At 49.8% G+C, this 18,780-nt stretch carries 13 protein-coding genes; 4 read left to right on the top strand and 9 right to left on the bottom strand.

Going from position 1 to position 18,780, the window contains the following annotated elements; all coding sequences use genetic code 11:
* Window positions 1-58: 58 nt before the first annotated feature.
* A complete protein-coding gene (locus Pan161_RS05655; protein ID WP_145224860.1) occupies window positions 59-3,607 on the bottom strand; it encodes a class I tRNA ligase family protein in 3,549 nt (1,182 codons plus the stop codon).
* 258 nt (window positions 3,608-3,865) lie between these two features.
* Here Pan161_RS05655 and Pan161_RS05650 point away from each other — a divergent pair, with 258 nt between their 5' ends.
* A complete protein-coding gene (locus Pan161_RS05650) occupies window positions 3,866-4,342 on the top strand; it encodes a tRNA (cytidine(34)-2'-O)-methyltransferase (protein ID WP_145224858.1) in 477 nt (158 codons plus the stop codon).
* A 5-nt stretch (window positions 4,343-4,347) separates the two neighbouring features.
* Here Pan161_RS05650 and Pan161_RS05645 read toward each other — a convergent pair whose 3' ends face one another.
* The 8 genes from Pan161_RS05645 to Pan161_RS05610 all read right to left on the bottom strand — a co-directional run bounded on the left by Pan161_RS05645 (window position 4,348) and on the right by Pan161_RS05610 (window position 14,642).
* Window positions 4,348-5,349: an aldo/keto reductase gene (locus Pan161_RS05645; RefSeq protein ID WP_145224856.1), complete on the bottom strand. Its 1,002-nt coding sequence runs from the start codon at window positions 5,347-5,349 to the stop codon at window positions 4,348-4,350.
* 590 nt (window positions 5,350-5,939) lie between these two features.
* Window positions 5,940-6,899: a ferredoxin--NADP reductase gene (locus Pan161_RS05640; protein WP_145224854.1), complete on the bottom strand. Its 960-nt coding sequence runs from the start codon at window positions 6,897-6,899 to the stop codon at window positions 5,940-5,942.
* Window positions 6,900-7,256: 357 nt separating this feature from the next.
* A complete protein-coding gene (locus tag Pan161_RS05635; protein WP_145224852.1) occupies window positions 7,257-8,249 on the bottom strand; it encodes a methyltransferase domain-containing protein in 993 nt (330 codons plus the stop codon).
* Window positions 8,250-8,303: 54 nt separating this feature from the next.
* Window positions 8,304-9,038, bottom strand: coding sequence for an MBL fold metallo-hydrolase (locus Pan161_RS05630; protein ID WP_145224850.1), 735 nt, complete (start codon window positions 9,036-9,038; stop codon window positions 8,304-8,306).
* 218 nt (window positions 9,039-9,256) lie between these two features.
* Window positions 9,257-10,693, bottom strand: a complete 1,437-nt coding sequence (gnd, locus tag Pan161_RS05625; protein WP_145224848.1) for a decarboxylating NADP(+)-dependent phosphogluconate dehydrogenase — start codon at window positions 10,691-10,693, stop codon at window positions 9,257-9,259.
* Window positions 10,694-10,779: 86 nt separating this feature from the next.
* Window positions 10,780-11,664, bottom strand: a complete 885-nt coding sequence (locus Pan161_RS05620) for an HAD family hydrolase (protein WP_145224846.1) — start codon at window positions 11,662-11,664, stop codon at window positions 10,780-10,782.
* Between the two features lie 97 nt (window positions 11,665-11,761).
* Window positions 11,762-13,048, bottom strand: coding sequence for a diphosphate--fructose-6-phosphate 1-phosphotransferase (locus tag Pan161_RS05615; RefSeq protein ID WP_232103634.1), 1,287 nt, complete (start codon window positions 13,046-13,048; stop codon window positions 11,762-11,764).
* Window positions 13,049-13,493: 445 nt separating this feature from the next.
* On the bottom strand, window positions 13,494-14,642 hold the full coding sequence (locus tag Pan161_RS05610; protein WP_145224844.1) for a hypothetical protein: 1,149 nt from the start codon (window positions 14,640-14,642) through the stop codon (window positions 13,494-13,496).
* Window positions 14,643-14,883: 241 nt separating this feature from the next.
* Here Pan161_RS05610 and Pan161_RS05605 point away from each other — a divergent pair, with 241 nt between their 5' ends.
* From Pan161_RS05605 to Pan161_RS05595, 3 genes are all read left to right on the top strand, one after another.
* Window positions 14,884-16,914, top strand: a complete 2,031-nt coding sequence (locus Pan161_RS05605; protein WP_145224842.1) for an Hsp70 family protein — start codon at window positions 14,884-14,886, stop codon at window positions 16,912-16,914.
* Between the two features lie 67 nt (window positions 16,915-16,981).
* Window positions 16,982-18,094, top strand: coding sequence for an o-succinylbenzoate synthase (gene menC / locus Pan161_RS05600; RefSeq protein WP_145224840.1), 1,113 nt, complete (start codon window positions 16,982-16,984; stop codon window positions 18,092-18,094).
* A gap of 157 nt (window positions 18,095-18,251) precedes the next feature.
* A complete protein-coding gene (locus Pan161_RS05595) occupies window positions 18,252-18,773 on the top strand; it encodes an RNA polymerase sigma factor (RefSeq protein ID WP_145224838.1) in 522 nt (173 codons plus the stop codon).
* The last annotated feature ends 7 nt before the right edge of the window (window positions 18,774-18,780 follow it).

Raw genomic sequence — 18,780 nt, 5'->3', positions numbered from 1 at the left:
GGTAAAAAAGGAGCGTCAACATTCTGATTGTGTTGACGCTCCTTGTTTGTCTTCAGCCTTATGATTTTTCGATTCGCAATGTCACTTTGCTGTTTCCGATCGAAACTTCTTTACTGTCATCGGTCTGCTCAGACTGTTCCAACTGATCGCCGAGCGTTTCACCCAGGATATAGTCAGACCAGGTAGTAACAGCTTCTTTAACTTCGGTCGCATCGACAGGAGTGAAGAAAATTTTGATCCGGTCTTCAATCTCCAGGTCAGCTTCCTTACGCAACTGTTGAATCTGTCGCACGAAGTCGCGGGCCATGCCTTCCTGTTCGAGTTCAGGAGAGAGCTTCGTGGAAACGGCGATTTGAATCCCCTGCTCATCCGCACAGACCCAGTCGGCGGCCTGTTCGGTTCCCACCAGAACGTCATCTGGTTCAAGATCAATCTGATTGCCTGAGAGCTCAATGGAAACCGATTGACCCCGTCTGAGCGGTCCCAGTACTTCGTCACCAACTTCAGGCAACTGCTGGCGCAGCATGCCCAACAGCTTGCCGTATTTCGGCCCCAGTGTTTTCAGGTTCGGTTTGTAGGTGTAGCTGACCAGATCATCCAGGTTCTCGCAGCGCGTCACCTGTTTGATGTTCAATTCCTCTTCAATCGTATTAGCCAGGTTCTCGATGGCATCCGCCTGCTGAGGCGACTGGCAGGCGAATCGTAATTCAGCCAGAGGCTGACGAACCCGCTGATTGGATTCATCCCGCAGTTTGTGACCCAGCTTAACCACGATCTGTGCCTGAGCTGCCCGGAAGTTGAGTTCTTCATCGAGCAGTGTTGCATCACATACGGGAAAATCACAGAGGTGTACGCTATTGGGAGCAGACTGGTCCCAGCTGGTAACCAGATTCTGATACATACGTTCGCAGAGGAAGGGGATGCTGGGGGCCAACGCTTTTGAGAGCGTGACCAGTACTTCAAACAGAGTCTGATAGGCGGCCAGTTTATCGGTATCGTTTGCATCCTGAGAACGCCAGAAACGACGTCGGTTGCGTCGGATGTACCAGTTCGATAGATCGTCGATAAACGTCGTGGCATTTTTCAGGAAACCGGCGAAGTTATACGCTTCAATTTCCGTTTTCGCTGATGCCAGAAGCGCCTGCAGGTTTGATAAAATCCAGCGGTCAATTTCCGGGCGTTCAGAGACAGGAATCCGATCTTGCCCGGGATTAAACTCGTCCAGACGCGCGTAGTTGACAAAGAAAGCGTAGGAGTTCCAGAGAGGAATCAACACCTGCCGACGGATTTCATCAGCAGGTTTACTCTCCACCAGGCAGGTGGGGGCCCCTTCTCGGGTTTCGCTGATCGGTCCTTCCGGAGTTTCCAGTGTGACCTGTTGATCCGGATTTCGCATACCGAATCTCAGGTCCGATGCAGGGTTGTGAGCCAGATACATCCAGCGCATGGTATCGACGCCCAGTTGCTCGGCAGCTTCTTCAAACCAGATGGCAGTACCATCTGATTTGTGCATTGGTTTACCTTCTTCATTCAATACCAGTCGATAACCGAGCAGCGTTTTGAAAGGGGGCGTGCCATCCATCATGGTTGCCATTGAGAGCAACGCATAGAACCAGTTGCGGAACTGCCCCGGGAAGCATTCGGTGACCAGATCTGCGGGGTACCATTTTTCCCACTCCGTCTGATTCGTATTGTACTGCATGGTTGAGAAAGGCACGATGCCCGCATCCAGCCAGGGATTACCGACATCCGGGATCCGCGACATCAGATTTCCCGTTTTCGGGTTTTTGAGTTTGACTGCGTCGATCCAGGGGCGATGCGGCGTGTGCCCTTCCAGCGCTTCCCAGCCTTCGACTGCGCGTTCCTTCAGCTCTGTCAGAGAGCCAATGACTTCGAAATCTCCAGTTTCTTCATCGACCCAGATCGGCAGCGCCAGCCCCCAGAAGCGTTTTTTGGAGACCATCCAGTCCCGCATGTTGGTGAGCCATTCCAGTTCGTGTTGCTCACCATCGATGCTGGATGGAACCCAGTCAATCTGACGGGTGACATCTTTGATCTCTTCGCGCCAGTCCATATTGATGAACCATTCATCAACCAGTCGGAAGATCAGTTCATCGCCGGTTCGCCAGCAGTGGGGGTAGATATGCGGGTAGGACTCCACAGAGACCAGTAGTTCCTTTTCTTTCAGGCGTTCGAACACCAGCTCAGGTGTAGCAGGATCGATGGCTTCTCTGCCTGTGAACTCACCAAAACCTTCTTCAAAGCGACCATCTTCACCCAGCGGCGCGATCGCAACCAGTCCCAGCTGGATGCCCAACTGATGGTCGACATCACCACAACCGGGGGCGGTGTGTACGATACCCGTTCCTTCACCGGCGACGACATGTGGGTTGCCTTTGAAGTCTCTTCCACCATCCACGACTTTGTGGCATGAGATGCCTGACTGATCCAGCAGCGCATCATCGCTGGGATGGCCTCCGGGAGACTGTTGTGCGGGCAGATCATCAAAGGGACCCGTGTATTCCCAGCCCACCATCTGAGCACCCTTGATGGTTTCGAGAATCTCATAGCCCCCCTGCTCTTTAAAGATCTGGGCGAGTGTTTTCAGTTTGGGGACGTCTTTTGGCCACGACCATTCCGGGCGTCCGAACCCTTCTTTAAATTCGCGACTCAAACGCTGGTATTCCAGGTTCTCTTTGGCAAAGTAATAGACGGCGTCATCTTTTTTCGCACGGAGTTTGACATATTCCAGATCCGGGTTGATGGCAGCGGCCACGTTACTGGTAAGCGTCCAGGGAGTCGTCGTCCAGATCAGCAGGTATTCATTTTCCCGATCTTTGAGGGGGAACCGCACGAAGACGGATTTATGAACAGACAGCTTTCGACCGTCTGCAACTTCCATCTGGCTATAGGCACTACCTCCGCGACCGGACCAGGGCATGACATCGTGACCACGATAGACTTTGCCACGTTCAAAACATTTTTTGAGAAACGTCCAGATCGTTTCATTGTTCTCGGTTGAGAATGTGAAATAGCTGCCGCCCCATTCTGCGTTCCCCAGGCGCGAAACCAGCATATCCGCTTTATCGGTGATCTGTTTTCCGTTGGGCGCAGTCAGTGTGACTTCAGTGTCTTTCCCGACATACTCAGCAAGCTTTCGCAGTTCATCTGGATTGTCCCAGTCCATCCAGTATCCCAGACGCACCGACTGTTCCGTCTGACGGGCAGCGAACCGCAGCACGCGTTTTTTACACTCATTGACGAATTTGTCGATCCCATGGGAAACGACTTCCTGCTTCGTGCCATACCCCAGTTCTTTTTCGACTTCGACTTCGACCCAAAGCCCCTGGCAGTCAAAACCGTTTTGAAAACGAAGCTCGTGCCCGGTCATGGCGTAATAACGCTGGTAAGCATCCTTGTAGGCTCTGCCCCACGCATGATGAACTCCCATCGGGTTGTTGGCGGTCATCGGACCATCAATAAAGCTCCATTTGGGTTTCCCCTGATTCTTCTTGCGAAGCTGGTCAAACGTCTGGTTCTCTTCCCAGAATTTGAGGATTTCGTGTTCACCTTTGATGAAGCTGGCGTCAGTAACTTTTTGAAACATCGGAAGATCTTATTGACTGGATTTTGTTTGATAATGAGTTTTGAGAAATTAAACGTGTCCAATTTCACTACAGCGACAGACCGACTAAGATATGGCATTCAAAGATCTAAGACGGGTCACGCTCTGTCGGGTCTGTCCTGAGACAGAAGTATAATAGCGGGAATGTGTTAAGTATTACATAGTCAGCACTTTCTTGCGAGGCATGTAAATTCGTATTTGTAGCTGTTTTATCATAATTATTCCAGTTTGAGAGTCAGAATGTCAGAGTCGAAAGAACCTCTATTCCACGTTGTCCTGTATCAGCCGGATATCCCACAAAACACCGGGAATATCGGCCGAACCTGTGTTGCCGTTGGTGCCAAACTGTGGCTGGTCCGTCCGCTGGGCTTCCAGCTCGACGCCAAGCATTTACGGCGTGCCGGCATGGATTACTGGCAGCACCTGAACTGGGAAGCTGTAGACAGCCTGGCGGACGTGCAGTCGCAGCTACAGGACAGGACATGGTGGAAGCTGACCAAGTTCGCCACCCGCTTTGTCTGGGATGCGGAGCTGGAACCTGGTCAGGTATTCCTGTTTGGCAGTGAAAGTAACGGTCTGCCTCCGCGGATTCTTGAAGAAGATCCGGATTCAAATCTGAAACTGCCAATGCATCAGGATGTTCGCAGCCTGAACCTGGCCAGCACCGCGACCGCCGTCATGTATGAAGCAGTACGTCAGTTCGGGGGACTGACCTGAGCGGACTATTTCCCCCGCCCAGTTACCGGATATTGCGGATCCTGGAAGCCTTTACCACTATGCTCTCCCGGCGGTACGAGTGAGTCGATGAAGGCTTCGTCTTCTGCTGTAATCTCGATATCCAGGCAGCCCAGATTGTCGTCGAACTGTTCCATAGTGCGCGGTCCGATAATGATCGACGTAAGAATCGGGTTGGCCAGACACCAGGCAAGAGCAAAGTTCGTCATTGAGACTCCCTTCTTGTCGCAGTAAGCTGCGATTTCCTGGGAGAGTTGAATACTCACATCACGCAGTTCGGCTTCTTTCATACGCTTATCATCGCGAGACGCACGGCTGCCTTCCGGAAAAGGCTGATCAGTGCGATATTTTCCGGTCAGAATCCCCCGGGCCAGTGGGCTGTAGCTGACGACGCCGATCCCTTTTTCCTGGCAGAGAGGCATCAGTTCCACCTCAATGTCACGGTTCATGATGTTGTACAGAGGTTGCACACAGCTGAATGAATAAAGGTTGCGGACATCGCTGGCCCAGAGTGCTTCTGCCAACCGCCAGGCTCGGAAATTGGAACAGGCGATGTAGCGTACCTTGCCGAAACGAACCATATCATCCAACGTGCGAAGCGTTTCTTCGATCGGAGTCTGATAGTCAGGAGTGTGAACATAATAGATGTCGACGTAGTCGGTATCCAGACGCTGCAGACTGCGATCCAGTTCCCGCATCAGGTGAACTCGGCTGGCCCCGGCGTCATTGGGACCGTCGCCCATCGGGGCCCGTCCCTTGGTAGCCAGAATGACCTTATCTCGTCTATCTTTCAAAGCCTTTCCCACCACCAGTTCGGATCCGCCGGTGCTGTACATGTTGGCGGTGTCAAAAAAATTGATGCCCAGATCAATGGCTTTATGCATGATGGCGATCGAGTCTGCTTCACTGGTCGGTCCACCAAACATCATTGTGCCCAGGCAGACGGGAGAAACACGTACGCCAGCTTTTCCTAAGTTGCGGTAATCCATAAGTAACATCCTGAAGAGTAAGGGGGTGTAAGTCGTTCGAGATTTTCAAGAGTTCTATCTTCTGTTTTTATGACAGATTTCTCAAGGGACCTTAAATTCCTTGAACAGACGTGGTTGAAGATTCCCGCTCAGCCTGTTAAAGTAACTCTTTGCACCTTGGGGTTAATTTGATACCCGACTGATTCTGCAATGACTGTTGGTTGTTAAGATGAATTGTACCAATGGTTTATGATAAAATGAATTCAACCGAACTTACTTAATCTAGAAGCAAATACGAAAGGCATTTCTTCGAATGGGAACCAAGAAGACAGGTAAAGGTCGTCGAAAAATTGGTCGTAAGAAACGACGTGCACGAGCTAAGATCAGGCACCGTAAGGGTTAATTCCCGTTCTCGCCTGGCTTTCAGGTTCTGGCTGGCTCCTTGAGTTGACACTTTAAGGTCCTGATTCTTTGCGCAATCAGTGAAGCATCGCCGGGATTTAACTGCGGGAATGTCGAACATCAGAGACAAAAATCAGAGACAAAAAAGGGGCTTATTAAAGCCCCTTCTTTCGTTGAGGGGCTACACACTTCGTCTGATCTGTGTTGACTTACCAGTACTTCTCGAAGTGGATGTTACCCGGGTTTTTGGGAGTGGAAAGCTTGTATCCCTGATCCGTGAGCAGTTCTACCATTCCCTTGGTATCCGGGAATACCAGTTCCCCTTTTTGATTTTTTTCGGGAAGCCCGATCATGGAAGGGTTTCCGCAGAGAAATACATGTGTTTTTTCCGGGTCTGGTGACCAGCCAAACGTTTCCTGAAATCGTTCGGGTTGGATGATATCCTGGAGGTACTGTTTACCCACATAGGACGGGTGATTCTCGTCAATATTTTCCGGCTCGCGTGTGGTGAAGGCACCGTAACGATAATGGGAAAACTTTTTTTGCAGCTGTTCCTGCTGATCGAGATATCCCAGGTCGCCTGTGTAGCGGACACAGGTCATGGAAACGATGTGTCCTGTATGACCACGTTTTAACAATTCAATACTCATCGAATTGTGAGGCGCTTCGCCGGTTCCTGTGCCGGCAAAGATCACGTGATCGCCGGGTTCAACCGGTTTCAGCGTATAGGTTCCTACAGGTTTTTTCCCCAGATGCAGACGATCTCCCTCTTTGAGACGAAACAGCCTCGGGGTGAGTGGGGGATCATTACTATCGGGACGTAGTACCAGAGTGATGTAAAACTCCAGATAATCAATCTCGTCATTGGCCAGTAGATCTCCCTGCAGATCCAGCATCGGGCAAGAGATAGAATATGCACGGCGAATGAGTTTCGGCTTTTCTAACTCGGCCAATGGGCCGCCATCAACGCGGTGCTCCCATGAGCCCAGCCCCAGCGTCGTGTACTGACCGCCGGAGAAACGGGGGACATCTTCGTCTGGCTTAATGCGCACAATCATCAAGTGGTTGTGCGGCATACGCAAATCCATTACGGAGGCGTTATAGTATTTGTTTCTTAGTTCTTCAATTTCTGGAGTCGATTGCCCGGTCGGAGGATTCGATGGATTCATGACTCTCCCTGTCGCGCTGGGTAACCATCAGGGATGATGGTCTGTTGGTGTTTGATTGTGGAACCGAATTTGTACGGCTGTTAATCCACCATATTTATGATTTGGCTGCATCTGATTTCCACACGAATTCAAGATGTCAAACAGATAAAAATATGATGATCTCTCTAATCATGTTTATCCTCTATCACTTTTTCCGCTCTGAAAGTCAAGCCAGATCCTGTGTTTAATAAGAGTCTCAAGTATTTCGGATCTGTTTGAGTCAGTCTGTCGCAATTAAAAAAGGCTTACTCCATCCAGTCATTTCGGATATCGGAATTAGTGAATGCAGGTAAAGCTGATTGATTATGAGGAGAGGTGCTATATTGAGGCAACATCGCTGCTGGACCGGGTTCCCTGGATATTGACGCCACTGCCGATCAGGAGGTTATGGTGATAATACCAGAGATAGAAACGGCCTGTTTTCTCTGGTGGCAGCACTTTCAGATTTTCGAACCCGGCCTGTTCGAACCAGGATTTGAGTTCCTCAGTCGTATGATGATACTGATACGCGGGGGCAAACCAGTCAAATGTATCGCAGACGCGGTTTTCCCAGTTCGGGTGGTTACTGAAATTGACGATTTTATTGAGAACCTTATTAATGACCGGCAAACCGCCCAGCCAGGCTCCCAGGCGACACCAGGGTTCCAGCTTTTCTGGTGACATCTGCGTTGTGATTTTTCGTAACCCGCTGTTGAGCCATTCCTGCCACCACTGATTCCTGCGATACAGCCAGACGGAGTATTTTCCGCCGGGCTTGACCATGTGAGCCACTGCGTCGAAGACCGCGCGAGTATTCTTATCGTGATGCATGACGCCGATCGAGAACACAAAATCAAATGATTCGGGTTCAAAAGGCAGATGCTTCAAATCAGCCTGGACCAGGTTTACTTGTTCGAGGTGTGCGTTCAGCTGTTGCGCTTTCTCGACGGCCGTCGTGTGGTCTGCGCCAAAGACGATACCCCCTGCTTCGGCTGCGACTTTACAGTAGCGACCGCCGCCACAACCGGCATCCAGAATTTTCAGACCTTTCAGTTCGCCCAGTTCCATGCCGGTTTTCGCTGTGAACGTGGCCCGGTCTTCGTCAGCGTGTGCCACTTCGTATTTATTCCACTGCAGACCGAAACTGGAGAGGTGTTCCTGTTCGACAAAGCGGGGAATTCCATTTACAACCGGATATGTCTGACCGGTCTGGGTATCAATCAGCTGTTGTTCTGGCTCATTGGCTTCGAGAGGATGACACACATCCGGGGTTCTCAATATTTCCAGGAGATCCTGAGAAAGAAATTTGCTGGTTGATGTTTCTTTCGTCATGACGGAGCGTTGCTTATCTGAAGAAGATCAAGGAAGTGAGAAATATTTCGATGGTTAAAATTCCAGTTCCATCAAATCTTCACCCAGAATTGTATTGGGAAAGATTTGTTGAGCGACCTTGATTCCAATGGGATCGTCGCCCGTCTTTTGCGGGTCGATGTGTGTCAGAACCAGCTTCCTTACATTGGCAGCCCGTGCGAGTTCGGCTACCGGAGTTGTGTGACTGTGGCCGGTTTTGTCGGCCCATTCGGCCATGTCATCTGGAAAATAACATTCATGAATGAGGAGATCGACGCCTTTTACGAATTCCAGATGTTGCTCTGGATTGGCTGTATCTGTGATATAAGCCAGAGAATGTCCGGGCCAGTCGATGCGATAACCGACCGATCCACCAGGATGTTCCAGAGGTATGTGTTTCAGGATCCCCTGCTCTGGGACTGATACGGTTTCTGGAAGTGGCGTGAAGTCGTAATCGGGTAGCAGGGGAAAGATTTCATCACAAAACAGGTGTGTCTGGATAGCAGCAAGCTTGGAGGCTTCGCCATAGAGTTTCACGGAATCGACCTGGTCAGTGAGCATGGGGACCAGAAAAAATGAGAGCCCTACAATATGATCAAGGTGGGCATGGGTGAGGAAAATCTGCAGATCTCGTGTCTGGAGAAATTGTTGAACGCGGAAGAAACTGGTACCGGCGTCAAAGATCACTCCCAGCTCGGGAAGCATCAGACAGGCGGTATGGCGGCGTTGATTCGGGTGATATCCACCAGTTCCCAGCAAGACAATTCGCATTGATCCCCTCCCCCGCGATTGGGTCTCCCCATGATCCCATTGCATTGTCAACCTGCTTGAATCTCGTTCAGCCAGTTAGACAAACAGCGTGCTACATCAGATCATAGTCTCTGTAAAACATGCCCGTTAATCAAGTTGTGATACCTGATTAACGGGCAGAAAAGCGAGTTGACTACAATAAAACCAGATCGCTTCCGGTCACTGATCCCGTCAGGGAATTAAGAATCCAGACGGCGTTCACGAATCCAGTCAGTGTGGAACGTACCTTCCTTATCCGTTCGCTGGTAGGTGTGAGCACCAAAGTAATCCCGTTGAGCCTGCAGCAGGTTGGCCGGCAGCCGAGCCTGACGATATCCATCAAAGTAGCTCAGAGCGGCTGTAAAGCTGGGAACAGGAAGACCGAGTTCGACAGCGGTGGCGACAGCGCGTCTCCAACTGGGTTGAGCTTTTTCGACGGCATTGCGGAAGAAGTCGTCCAGCAGCAGGTTTTCCAGTTGTGGGTTTTTATCAAAGGCAGCTTTAATATCCTGCAGGAAAGTGGAGCGAATAATACAGCCACCCCGCCACAAGAGAGCGATATCCCCATTATTCAAGTTCCAGCCAAAGTGTTCGGCGGCGGAGTTCAGTTGAACATAACCCTGGGCGTAACTGCATAATTTCGATGCATACAACGCCTGGCGTACGTCTTCGATGAACTGTTCCCGGTCGCCTTCGAACTTTTTATCTGGTCCACTGAGGATTTTGGATGCACGCACGCGAGCGTCTTTCTGTGCTGACAGGCAGCGTGCATAAACGGCTTCGGTAATCAGCGTGGTGGGCACACCCAGATCCAGAGCATGCTGGCTCATCCACTTTCCGGTTCCCTTCTGTTTTGCAGTATCCAGGATTTCATCGACCAGATACTCACCTGTTTCTTCATCAATCACGGTGAAAATATCACGGGTGATTTCAATCAGATAGCTTTCGAGTTCACCCTGATTCCACTCATCGAACACCTTGTACAATTCCTGGTTTGTCAGTCCCAGTGCGTGTTTGAGGATGTAGTAGGATTCGCAGATCAGCTGCATGTCGCCGTACTCGATCCCGTTATGGACCATTTTGACATAGTGGCCTGCACCAGCTTCCCCTACCCATTCGCAGCAGGGAATATCATTGTTTTCTCCTACCTTGGCAGAGATGTCCTGCAGGATAGATTTGACGTGAGGCCAGCCAGCGGGAGATCCACCAGGCATGATGCTCGGGCCTTTGAGAGCGCCCTCTTCACCACCGGAGACTCCGGTTCCGATAAACAACAGGCCGGCGTCTTCGACTTCTTTCGTGCGTCGGTTGGTGTCATCAAAGTGAGTGTTTCCACCATCGATGATGATGTCGCCAGGGCTCAGCATGCCTTTCAGATCGTTAATGATCGAATCGACGGCAGGACCAGCCTTGACCATCAGCATCACCTTGCGGGGCGCTGCCAGGTTATCAACCAGTTCTTTCAAGGTATGGTAGCCGGTTATCTTCTGATCATCGGTTTTGCTGCTGATAAATTCGTCGGTGACACTGGTCGTCCGGTTAAAAACACCGACCGAATAGCCGTGATTTGCCATATTCAGTACCAGGTTCTGTCCCATCACTGCCAGACCTACCAGGCCGATATCGTGTTTTGACATTGTTAATTCTCGTTTACTTCTGATGTGTTGTGGTTAATAAATGAGACTCGTTTCCGATGTTTCCAGAGAAAACGACCAGAGACCTGTTATCGTTTCCAGGGAGGTAACTCAGGAAGATAACTGTCGAATTCCGCGATGATTTTCTGCTGGTATTCGCCGGCAAACTCGCCATTGAGGAACTTGTCACAGGCTTCACCGATGAAGCGTTCCCAGCTGGCTTCTTCTGCTCCGGGGTTAATCGGATAGAATAAAGCACCGACCGCTTCTGCTGCTTTCATATCGCCGGGAGCATCTCCGATCATCAGAACTTTGTCCGAGTCGTATCCGCAGGCTTTGGCCTGTCCCAGTGTTTCTTTTTTGCTACCCGCTTCCTGACCACAGATGGCATCCACGTACTGAGCGATATCGTGCTCTTCCCACTCTTTGTTGAGTGCCTCGTTGGGAGTCGCAGAGCAGACAATCATATCAGCCACCGGGTCCAGTTTGATGAGACTCTCTCTGACGTTGGGATAGGGGGGCACATCGTGAACCATGTCGGCAATCATGTCATTGACAGCCAGTGACCACTTCAGAGCCAGTTCCAGATCAGGATCTTTGGTCTTTTCCACTTCAGCGGTCAATGTGGGATTGCCCAGTTTGGTTTCCCGTTGAATCCAATCACGAACTCCCTGCAACTTCGGGATCTTTACGTTACGGGACAGGACTTCCGGTCGTTCTTCCAGCAGGTCGAGCGCCAGAGTATAAGAAATAAACCGGTTGGCACCGCGCCATTTGGAGTACAGGTTCGTGAACTCAGCTGCTTCACGGGCATATTTTGAAATAGGCTGCAAGCCAAAGTAATTGATGAAATTAGGAATGAAACACTCTTTATGTTTAATTTCCATCGAATCAAAAGCGCAACCATCTGAATCAATGCCGATCAAAAACTCGCTCTTTTTCTTAAAGTTGGTGTCCAACGGATTATCCGACACAATCTTCTCCCATCTCTTCTTAAAAATTGTATGTGGTGTTTTAATTATCTTTGACTGCCCGGTCAGCAATCAAAACTCATACTGGCAGGCGTTCTGCTTACCTGTCAGCCTGAGGTAAATATTTTGGTAATTTCTGGTCCGAGAACAGAGGCTGTAACTGAGCCAGTCGCATACGGCCATTGATCATGGGGATGCTGGGCCAGTCGTTACCAACCAGTGGCTTACAGTATTTGACAAAATCATCGGTGACATCCATCCCGTCCGCGGTGATCCAGTTCTTGGGGAAGGCACGTTCGCTGTTTGCCACTTCAGGTAAAGGTACTTTGTCATAACGGATATTGTAGCCAGGACCTTCTGCCCGCAGGATCGTGGACATATAACCTGACTCGCCGGCGGCAGCCAGTAAGGCGGCTTTCTGCCCTGCTCCATAAGCTTCGTCCAGGTCGACGGTGGATGCATAGGCGATATTATGACGCTGGTCAGTACCGGGGATATTGGCTCGGGCGGCGCCTTTAACGGCCAGTCCACGTTGATTTAATTCATTCACGAGCAATTGCGCGACGGTCAGCTGGCTGGAGCTGAACTGGGTATGACCAAAGGAGTCTTTGGTTTCGCCGATGTCTCCCAGCGAAAGACCTTCACTTACAACGACGATCAGGCGGCCATCTTTTTTGAGCTGGTCATTGACCTGGGCGTGAATCTGCTCGATGCTGACCGGATTCTCTGCAAGATAAATCTGCATGGGAATTTTTCGTTGCGGGTCAGCCAGACGGGCCGCAGCAGGAATAAAGCCGATTTTGCGTCCCATAGCCTGCAGAACCAGAACGGGGTCAGCCGGGCAGCTCCCCCGGTTTTCTTCGTTGGCCATCTGTACCATGCTCATCCAGTAGCGGGCTGTACTGCCGTAACCGGGAGTGTGATCGATCAGTTTGAATTCGCTGTCTCCCACATCGTTGTCGATGGTTTTGGGGACGCCGATTCCGACGATGTCCACGCCACGTTCGGTTGCCATCTGGGCGACTTTATTCGCGGTGTCCATCGAGTCATTTCCGCCAATATAGCAGAAATATCCGATGTTATGAGCCTTGAAGACTTCCACGATCCGGTCAAAGTCTTCGTTCTGATGTTCTTTCAGCTTATAGCGACAGGTTCCCACTGAACCAGCGGCAGGTGTGACTCTTAACAGAGCAATTTCTTCTGGTGACTGACCACTTAAATTGAGCAGTTCTTCTTTGAGAACCCCTTCAATTCCATGCCAACCTGCATAGATTGTGCCGATTTCCGGGAGATCCCGGGCTGTTTCGACTAACCCTCGCAGGCTGTTATTGATAACTGGTGAAGGACCACCAGATTGTGCCACAATCATATTCTTAGGACTTGCCACGTTTTCTCCTCACTCTGTTGTTGTATATTCGAGATGCTTTGTGACCCGCCGGGGTACAGAACATATCCCTCTGTTACTCTGGGGCCCTTGTCTCTCTGTAAGGAACCAGATCCGATTCCAGAACCGCGACCGGTATGTTACGAATCAATTCGGGCGAGTATGAACGCTTCCCACAAGGTCCAGGGCGATTATTAGAAGGCTATTTTTGATAAAGTATTATTTGATAACAGTTTATCGTTATTCTTTATATTGCCTGATCCGGCAGGGAATAGCCTATGTTCAGTGTGGGTGATCTTGCTTTACAGACTCACAAAGACTTGTATCAACTCACTTAACCGGGATATTACCCGATTTTGTGCTCCAATTCAAAGTATCGCCATGCTGCCAATGCAGAAAGTTCCGGGAAAGTTTGGCTATGAAAGTTAAATAAATACCTGAGAGCTAGCTATTTCTGTGGAGTCAAACTGATTTTGACCCCCTGCATTTTATAGTCCAGCTTAAAGGAGCTGAATAAAGCGTCAAAAAATTCTTCGGCGTCTGCATCGACGACCGCAACATCGATGAGTTGCAGGAGGTTGATTTTAGCCTCAATAAGTTCCTGTTTGTTGTATTCAAACTCGATTCCCGACTGCTCCAGTTTCTGCATGATCGCCAGAACCGGAACTTTTTTCACCCGTAGCGTAAACTTCCTCCTGTTGAGAGGTACTGTATCCCCCACACCAGATCGAACACTACGCGCCGCCTTTTGAGGATTCAAAAGCTGCTCAATCTGGTCATGCACGTCCATTGCTGCCTCAATAGACAGGAGTTTCCCATTAAGGGTCAGCTTTAAATCCGGAAACTGCTCCTTTAATTGTCTGGTGACAGAGTCAATCGATTTGCCTCGTAAAGGGTACGTTTTTTTGATCAGAACTTTATCCGGAACCGATTTGAGGCGAATACTGGCTGCATCCCCTGACCACTCATATGTGAGATCAAATTGAATCAGGATCAGGGAAAGCGATTCCGTGGCATTCACAGATACCAGTGAAAAGTTCGACCAGAGATCGTGGGGAACCAGTTGCTCCTTTTCGACAGTGATCTGGTAGGCATTGGTAATGTACTGCAGTATTTCCGCAGGAGTGTCCAGGTCCTGAAAGTGAAATGTCTGATTTCTCGAAAGCTGAAGTACTCGTGAATGGAGTTCTTTCTGAGAGACAGCTAACTCGCGCAGGGCACCTGATTCCAGCTCAAGTAATGTTTTCAGTTTCGAGACTGACGCATCTGGACCAATAAAAATATTACTGCCGACAATTATGATTCTGGCTTGCACCAGTTCTGCGATTTTAGCCAGACCCTCTTCCAGTGTCAGATTTTGAAGATCAATTTTCAGCTTGCGGGAAGGATCAACTCGTCGATCCAGGATGACGGAGATATTTTGTGTCTCCCGGATTCTCTGGATGATCGCCCGAATTCCCACATTGGACCAGGAGGCTGAGAATGGTTGTGTGAGTGCCTGACGAAAATTGCGATCTGTGTGGTAACGGGGTATTTCCCGATTGAGTAAAGCGGGGAATTCACCGGGACCTTGATTGGCGTATCCCCTCTGATTCACTGTGTTTCTGAACGAAAACAGCATCAGGCAGAAGATGAGCGAGAGCATAAGGGGTATCAGTTTTCTCACAGATCGAGACTTTTCCGCTGGTCTGAATTTTTAGAGTGAAGGCTGGGCGAAAAACCGGAATCAGGTGCTGGAGTGTGACCGGGTTCCATGATACCATATCAGTACGGGCCTTTCCTGTCATATTTTATCTATCCGAGATGTGATAGTCTAATGTAAAGAGAGTCAGCGTTTTATGCAGAAAATACAGGCAGTTGGAATCGATCTGGGAACTACTTATTCCTGTATTACGCACCTGAATGAGCATGGGGAACCGGTCACGATCCCCAATCAGGAAGGGGAAATGTCCACTCCCTCTGTTGCCATGTTTGATGGTGCGGAGGTGATTGTCGGCACAGAAGCTTTACGGCATGCCATAGTGAATCCCCGGAATGTGGTCCAGCATGCCAAACGTTTTCTGGGTGAACCGAATTTTCGCTGGGAAATAGATGGTCGTTACTTCACACCTCGAGATATCTCTGCATTTATCTTGAAAAAGCTGCTGGCAGCCGCGGAGGAACGTATTGGACCCATCGAGTCGGCCGTCATTACGGTGCCAGCTCAGTTCAGTGATCTCCAGCGACAGGAAACGATTGCCGCTGGTAAACAGGCGGGGCTGAAACAGGTAGATCTGATCAACGAACCTGTGGCGGCTGCATTGTGTTATGTGCTGGGGGCGGAAGGGATGTGGTTTGCCGAACTGGCCGAAGAGCAAAGCATTCTTGTTTACGACCTGGGGGGCGGTACCTTTGATCTTTCACTGGTGAAATATCAAAAAGATGAAGTCAATGTCATCGCCAGTGGCGGGGATTTGAAGCTGGGGGGAATTGACTGGAACAATAAACTGCAGGCAACGATCGCAGAACAGTTTTCAGGAGAGTTCGGTGTCAATCCTGCGAATGATCCGGAAAGCCTGCAGTATCTGGCGAATGAAGTGGAGCAGGCCAAACGCAGTCTGACTGTTCGACCAAAAACAACTCTGGCCTGTCAGGTGGGGTCGCAACGCAAAACATATCAGATTACGCAATCTCAATTCGAGCAGCTTACTAAAGGGCTCGTCGATCAGACCACCAGCATTACCAAGGCATTACTGAAAGACAACAACATGGGCTGGGCTCGTGTGGATGTCGTGCTGACAACGGGTGGATCCTCCCGGATGCCGATGGTTCGTGATGCCTTGAAGCAGGCGAGTGGAACCACGCCGAATCTGTCCCTCCCTCCTGATCAGTCCATAGCGCATGGGGCCGCTTATTATTCCGGGATGTTGTTGAGCAACCGTGAATATGCAGAATCCATTCTGACATCCGAAGCAGCCAGTCGTCTGGCAAAAATGAAACAGCACAGTGTGAACGCCCGGTCGCTGGGTTTCCTGGTTCGAGATCAATCCGGGCAGCAACGCATTCCTCACTACATTCTGCCGGCGAACACCAAGCTCCCTGCATCGGTCAAGCATACCTATGGAACAGTTTCACCCAATCAGCGGCGTGTACATCTGAAATTAATCGAGAGTGGTGCTTCTCAGGATGAACCGTTTGTGATTCTGGGAAACTGTGTGGTTGAGGGACTCCCCGCTGATTTACCCGTGGATTCAAAAATTGAAGTATTAATGGAATACGATGCAGAGGCCCGGGTACACGTTTCCGCCAGGGACTGCACGAGTGGAAAAGAAGCGAAAATAGAAATCACCCACGAACAGAATCTGGTGCAGCAGACTCTCAACGGGACAAGTCAATCTTTGCCTGCAAATACTGAGGTCAAATCAGAAAATGCGGAAGATCCTCTGATACTGGACGATATTCTGAATCAGGCTGAATCAATCAATCAACCGAAAAAAACGACTCAACCACCAGCGCAGCCTCCGGTATCTACACAGTCCAAGCCGGCAAAACGGGGACTGGACAGCTCGGAGCGTCCCGTAGCATTGTGCAATCAATGTGGTGAACCACAACTGGGACCACCCGCTGCAAATTGCTCTTCACCTGAGCAACACACCCGAGGGGCGCTGTCATCAAAAAAACACGCGCCTCAGAAAGACCCAAGAGGCCAGCAAAACTCGCGGGGAAAAACAAAGGGTTCACCACAAACAAAGCGAAAACGAAAAACGACTTCCGAGCGATCCACTTCGAACTCTTCTGCTTCAACGTCGCAAAAAAAAGCGCGGCCAAAACCAAACAGTCAACTGGATGCTGCGGAAAGCGAATTCTGGGATCTGCTTGAGGATGTCTGAAACCGGACGTGTCACCGTTTTCGATGATTTCAGAACTTAATCAACAACTTAGGATGCAAGAACTCAGATGAAAATTGAACGGATTGAATTGTATCATGTGGCGATGCCTCTGATTTATCCCTGGCGGACCGCATATGGCGAAGATTCAGCCATTCATTCTGTCCTGTGCCGCATGATCAGTGGATCTGTGGAAGGCTGGGGAGAAAGTACTCCGCTGGCGGCTCCCTGCTACAGTCCGGAATGGGCCGGCGGTGTGTTTCATACGGTATCTGAATGGCTGGCACCGGCTGTGATCGGTCAGGAGTTTGAAAGTGGAGATGCCTTGCAGGAAACGCTGTCACTCTACAAAGGTAATTCGTTTGCCAAGGCTGCTCTGGATAATGCCTGGTGGAGTCTGCACAGCCGGATTTCAGGAGTTCCTTTGCATACCGCGTTGGGAGCGACACGCGACGAAGTTCCCGTTGGTGCTGATTTTGGAGTCATGGATCATCTGGACGATTTAGTCGAAGCCGTAGGAACTGCGGTCGCAGAAAAATTCCCCCGCATCAAACTCAAATTTCGTCCGGGTTGGGATGTTCCGATGCTGCAAGCGGTGAGAACTTCCTTTCCCGATGACATATTTCACATTGACTGTAACAGTGGCTATCGTCTGAGTGATGTTGCTCTGTTCCAGGCGATTGATGAGTTTCAGCTGGCGATGATTGAGCAGCCACTACAGCACGATGATCTCACAGATCACCGCGAGTTGCAGAAACAGATTCGAACCCCTGTCTGTCTGGATGAGAGCATTACCAATCCTCTGCGTGCCCGGCAGGCAGTCGATTTAAAAAGTGGTCAGTATATAAATGTGAAACCCGGGCGTGTCGGTGGACTGACGAATGCCGTCAAAATTCATGACCTGTGCCAGCAGGCAGGCATTCCCTGCTGGGTGGGAGGCATGCTGGAAAGTGCTACCGGTGCCTCACATTGTGCCGCTCTGGCGATGTTGGATAATTTCACTTACCCGGCTGATATTTTCCCCAGTGAAAAGTATTACCATGAAGATCTCGCCCAGGTTCCTTTATCACTTTCAGTGACGAAAGAGGGGGTTCCGGGAGTCAAAGCGTTTCAGGAATTACCGGATCCGGATTTCAAACGATTACAGTCACTGACCATTCAGAAAAAAATGATCAGTTCCTGAAAGGGGATTTAGTACATGTTTTGTTACCAGATGTTCATTGCGAGAATTCGGCGCTAGATTCCCAAGCAGCCAAAAATCAGGAAAACTTTCAATAAAAGGACCTTATTGGGGAATAACCTGTGTGATTTCAGTATCTTTCTACTTAGAGAGTCAGGTTATGTCATTATCGAACCACAGCAAATCAGATGAACTGACAAGACTGGTTGATGAACATTATCAGCTACTGTTTCGTTATGCGTATCGTTTGTCTGGTGAGAGGACCGATGCCGAAGATCTCACGCAGCAGACATATTTGATCGCCCAGAAAAAATTGTCACAACTGCGTGATCCGAAGCTGGCCCGGTCGTGGCTTTGTACGATCTTGAGAAACCTGTTTCTGAAAAAAGTATCACAAAAGAATAACGCAGTCTCTTTGAGTCTGACATTTGATCTGGCTTCTGAAGTAACGACAACACCAGAGCTGACTTCACAGGAGTTACAGAAAGCCCTGGATGAACTGTCCGAGGAATTTCGGATTCCTTTATTAATGTACTATTTTGAAGAACGATCCTACAAAGAGATCTCCACTGAATTATCAATTCCGGTGGGAACAGTGATGAGCCGGTTGTCGAGAGCAAAGTCATTTTTACAGGAGCGGTTTTCAGAACCATTACAAGATGTCACTGCGATTCATTCATAAAAATTAC

Source organism: Gimesia algae, from assembly GCF_007746795.1.
Lineage (GTDB): Bacteria > Planctomycetota > Planctomycetia > Planctomycetales > Planctomycetaceae > Gimesia > Gimesia algae.
This window is presented reverse-complemented; position numbering and strand designations above follow the sequence as displayed.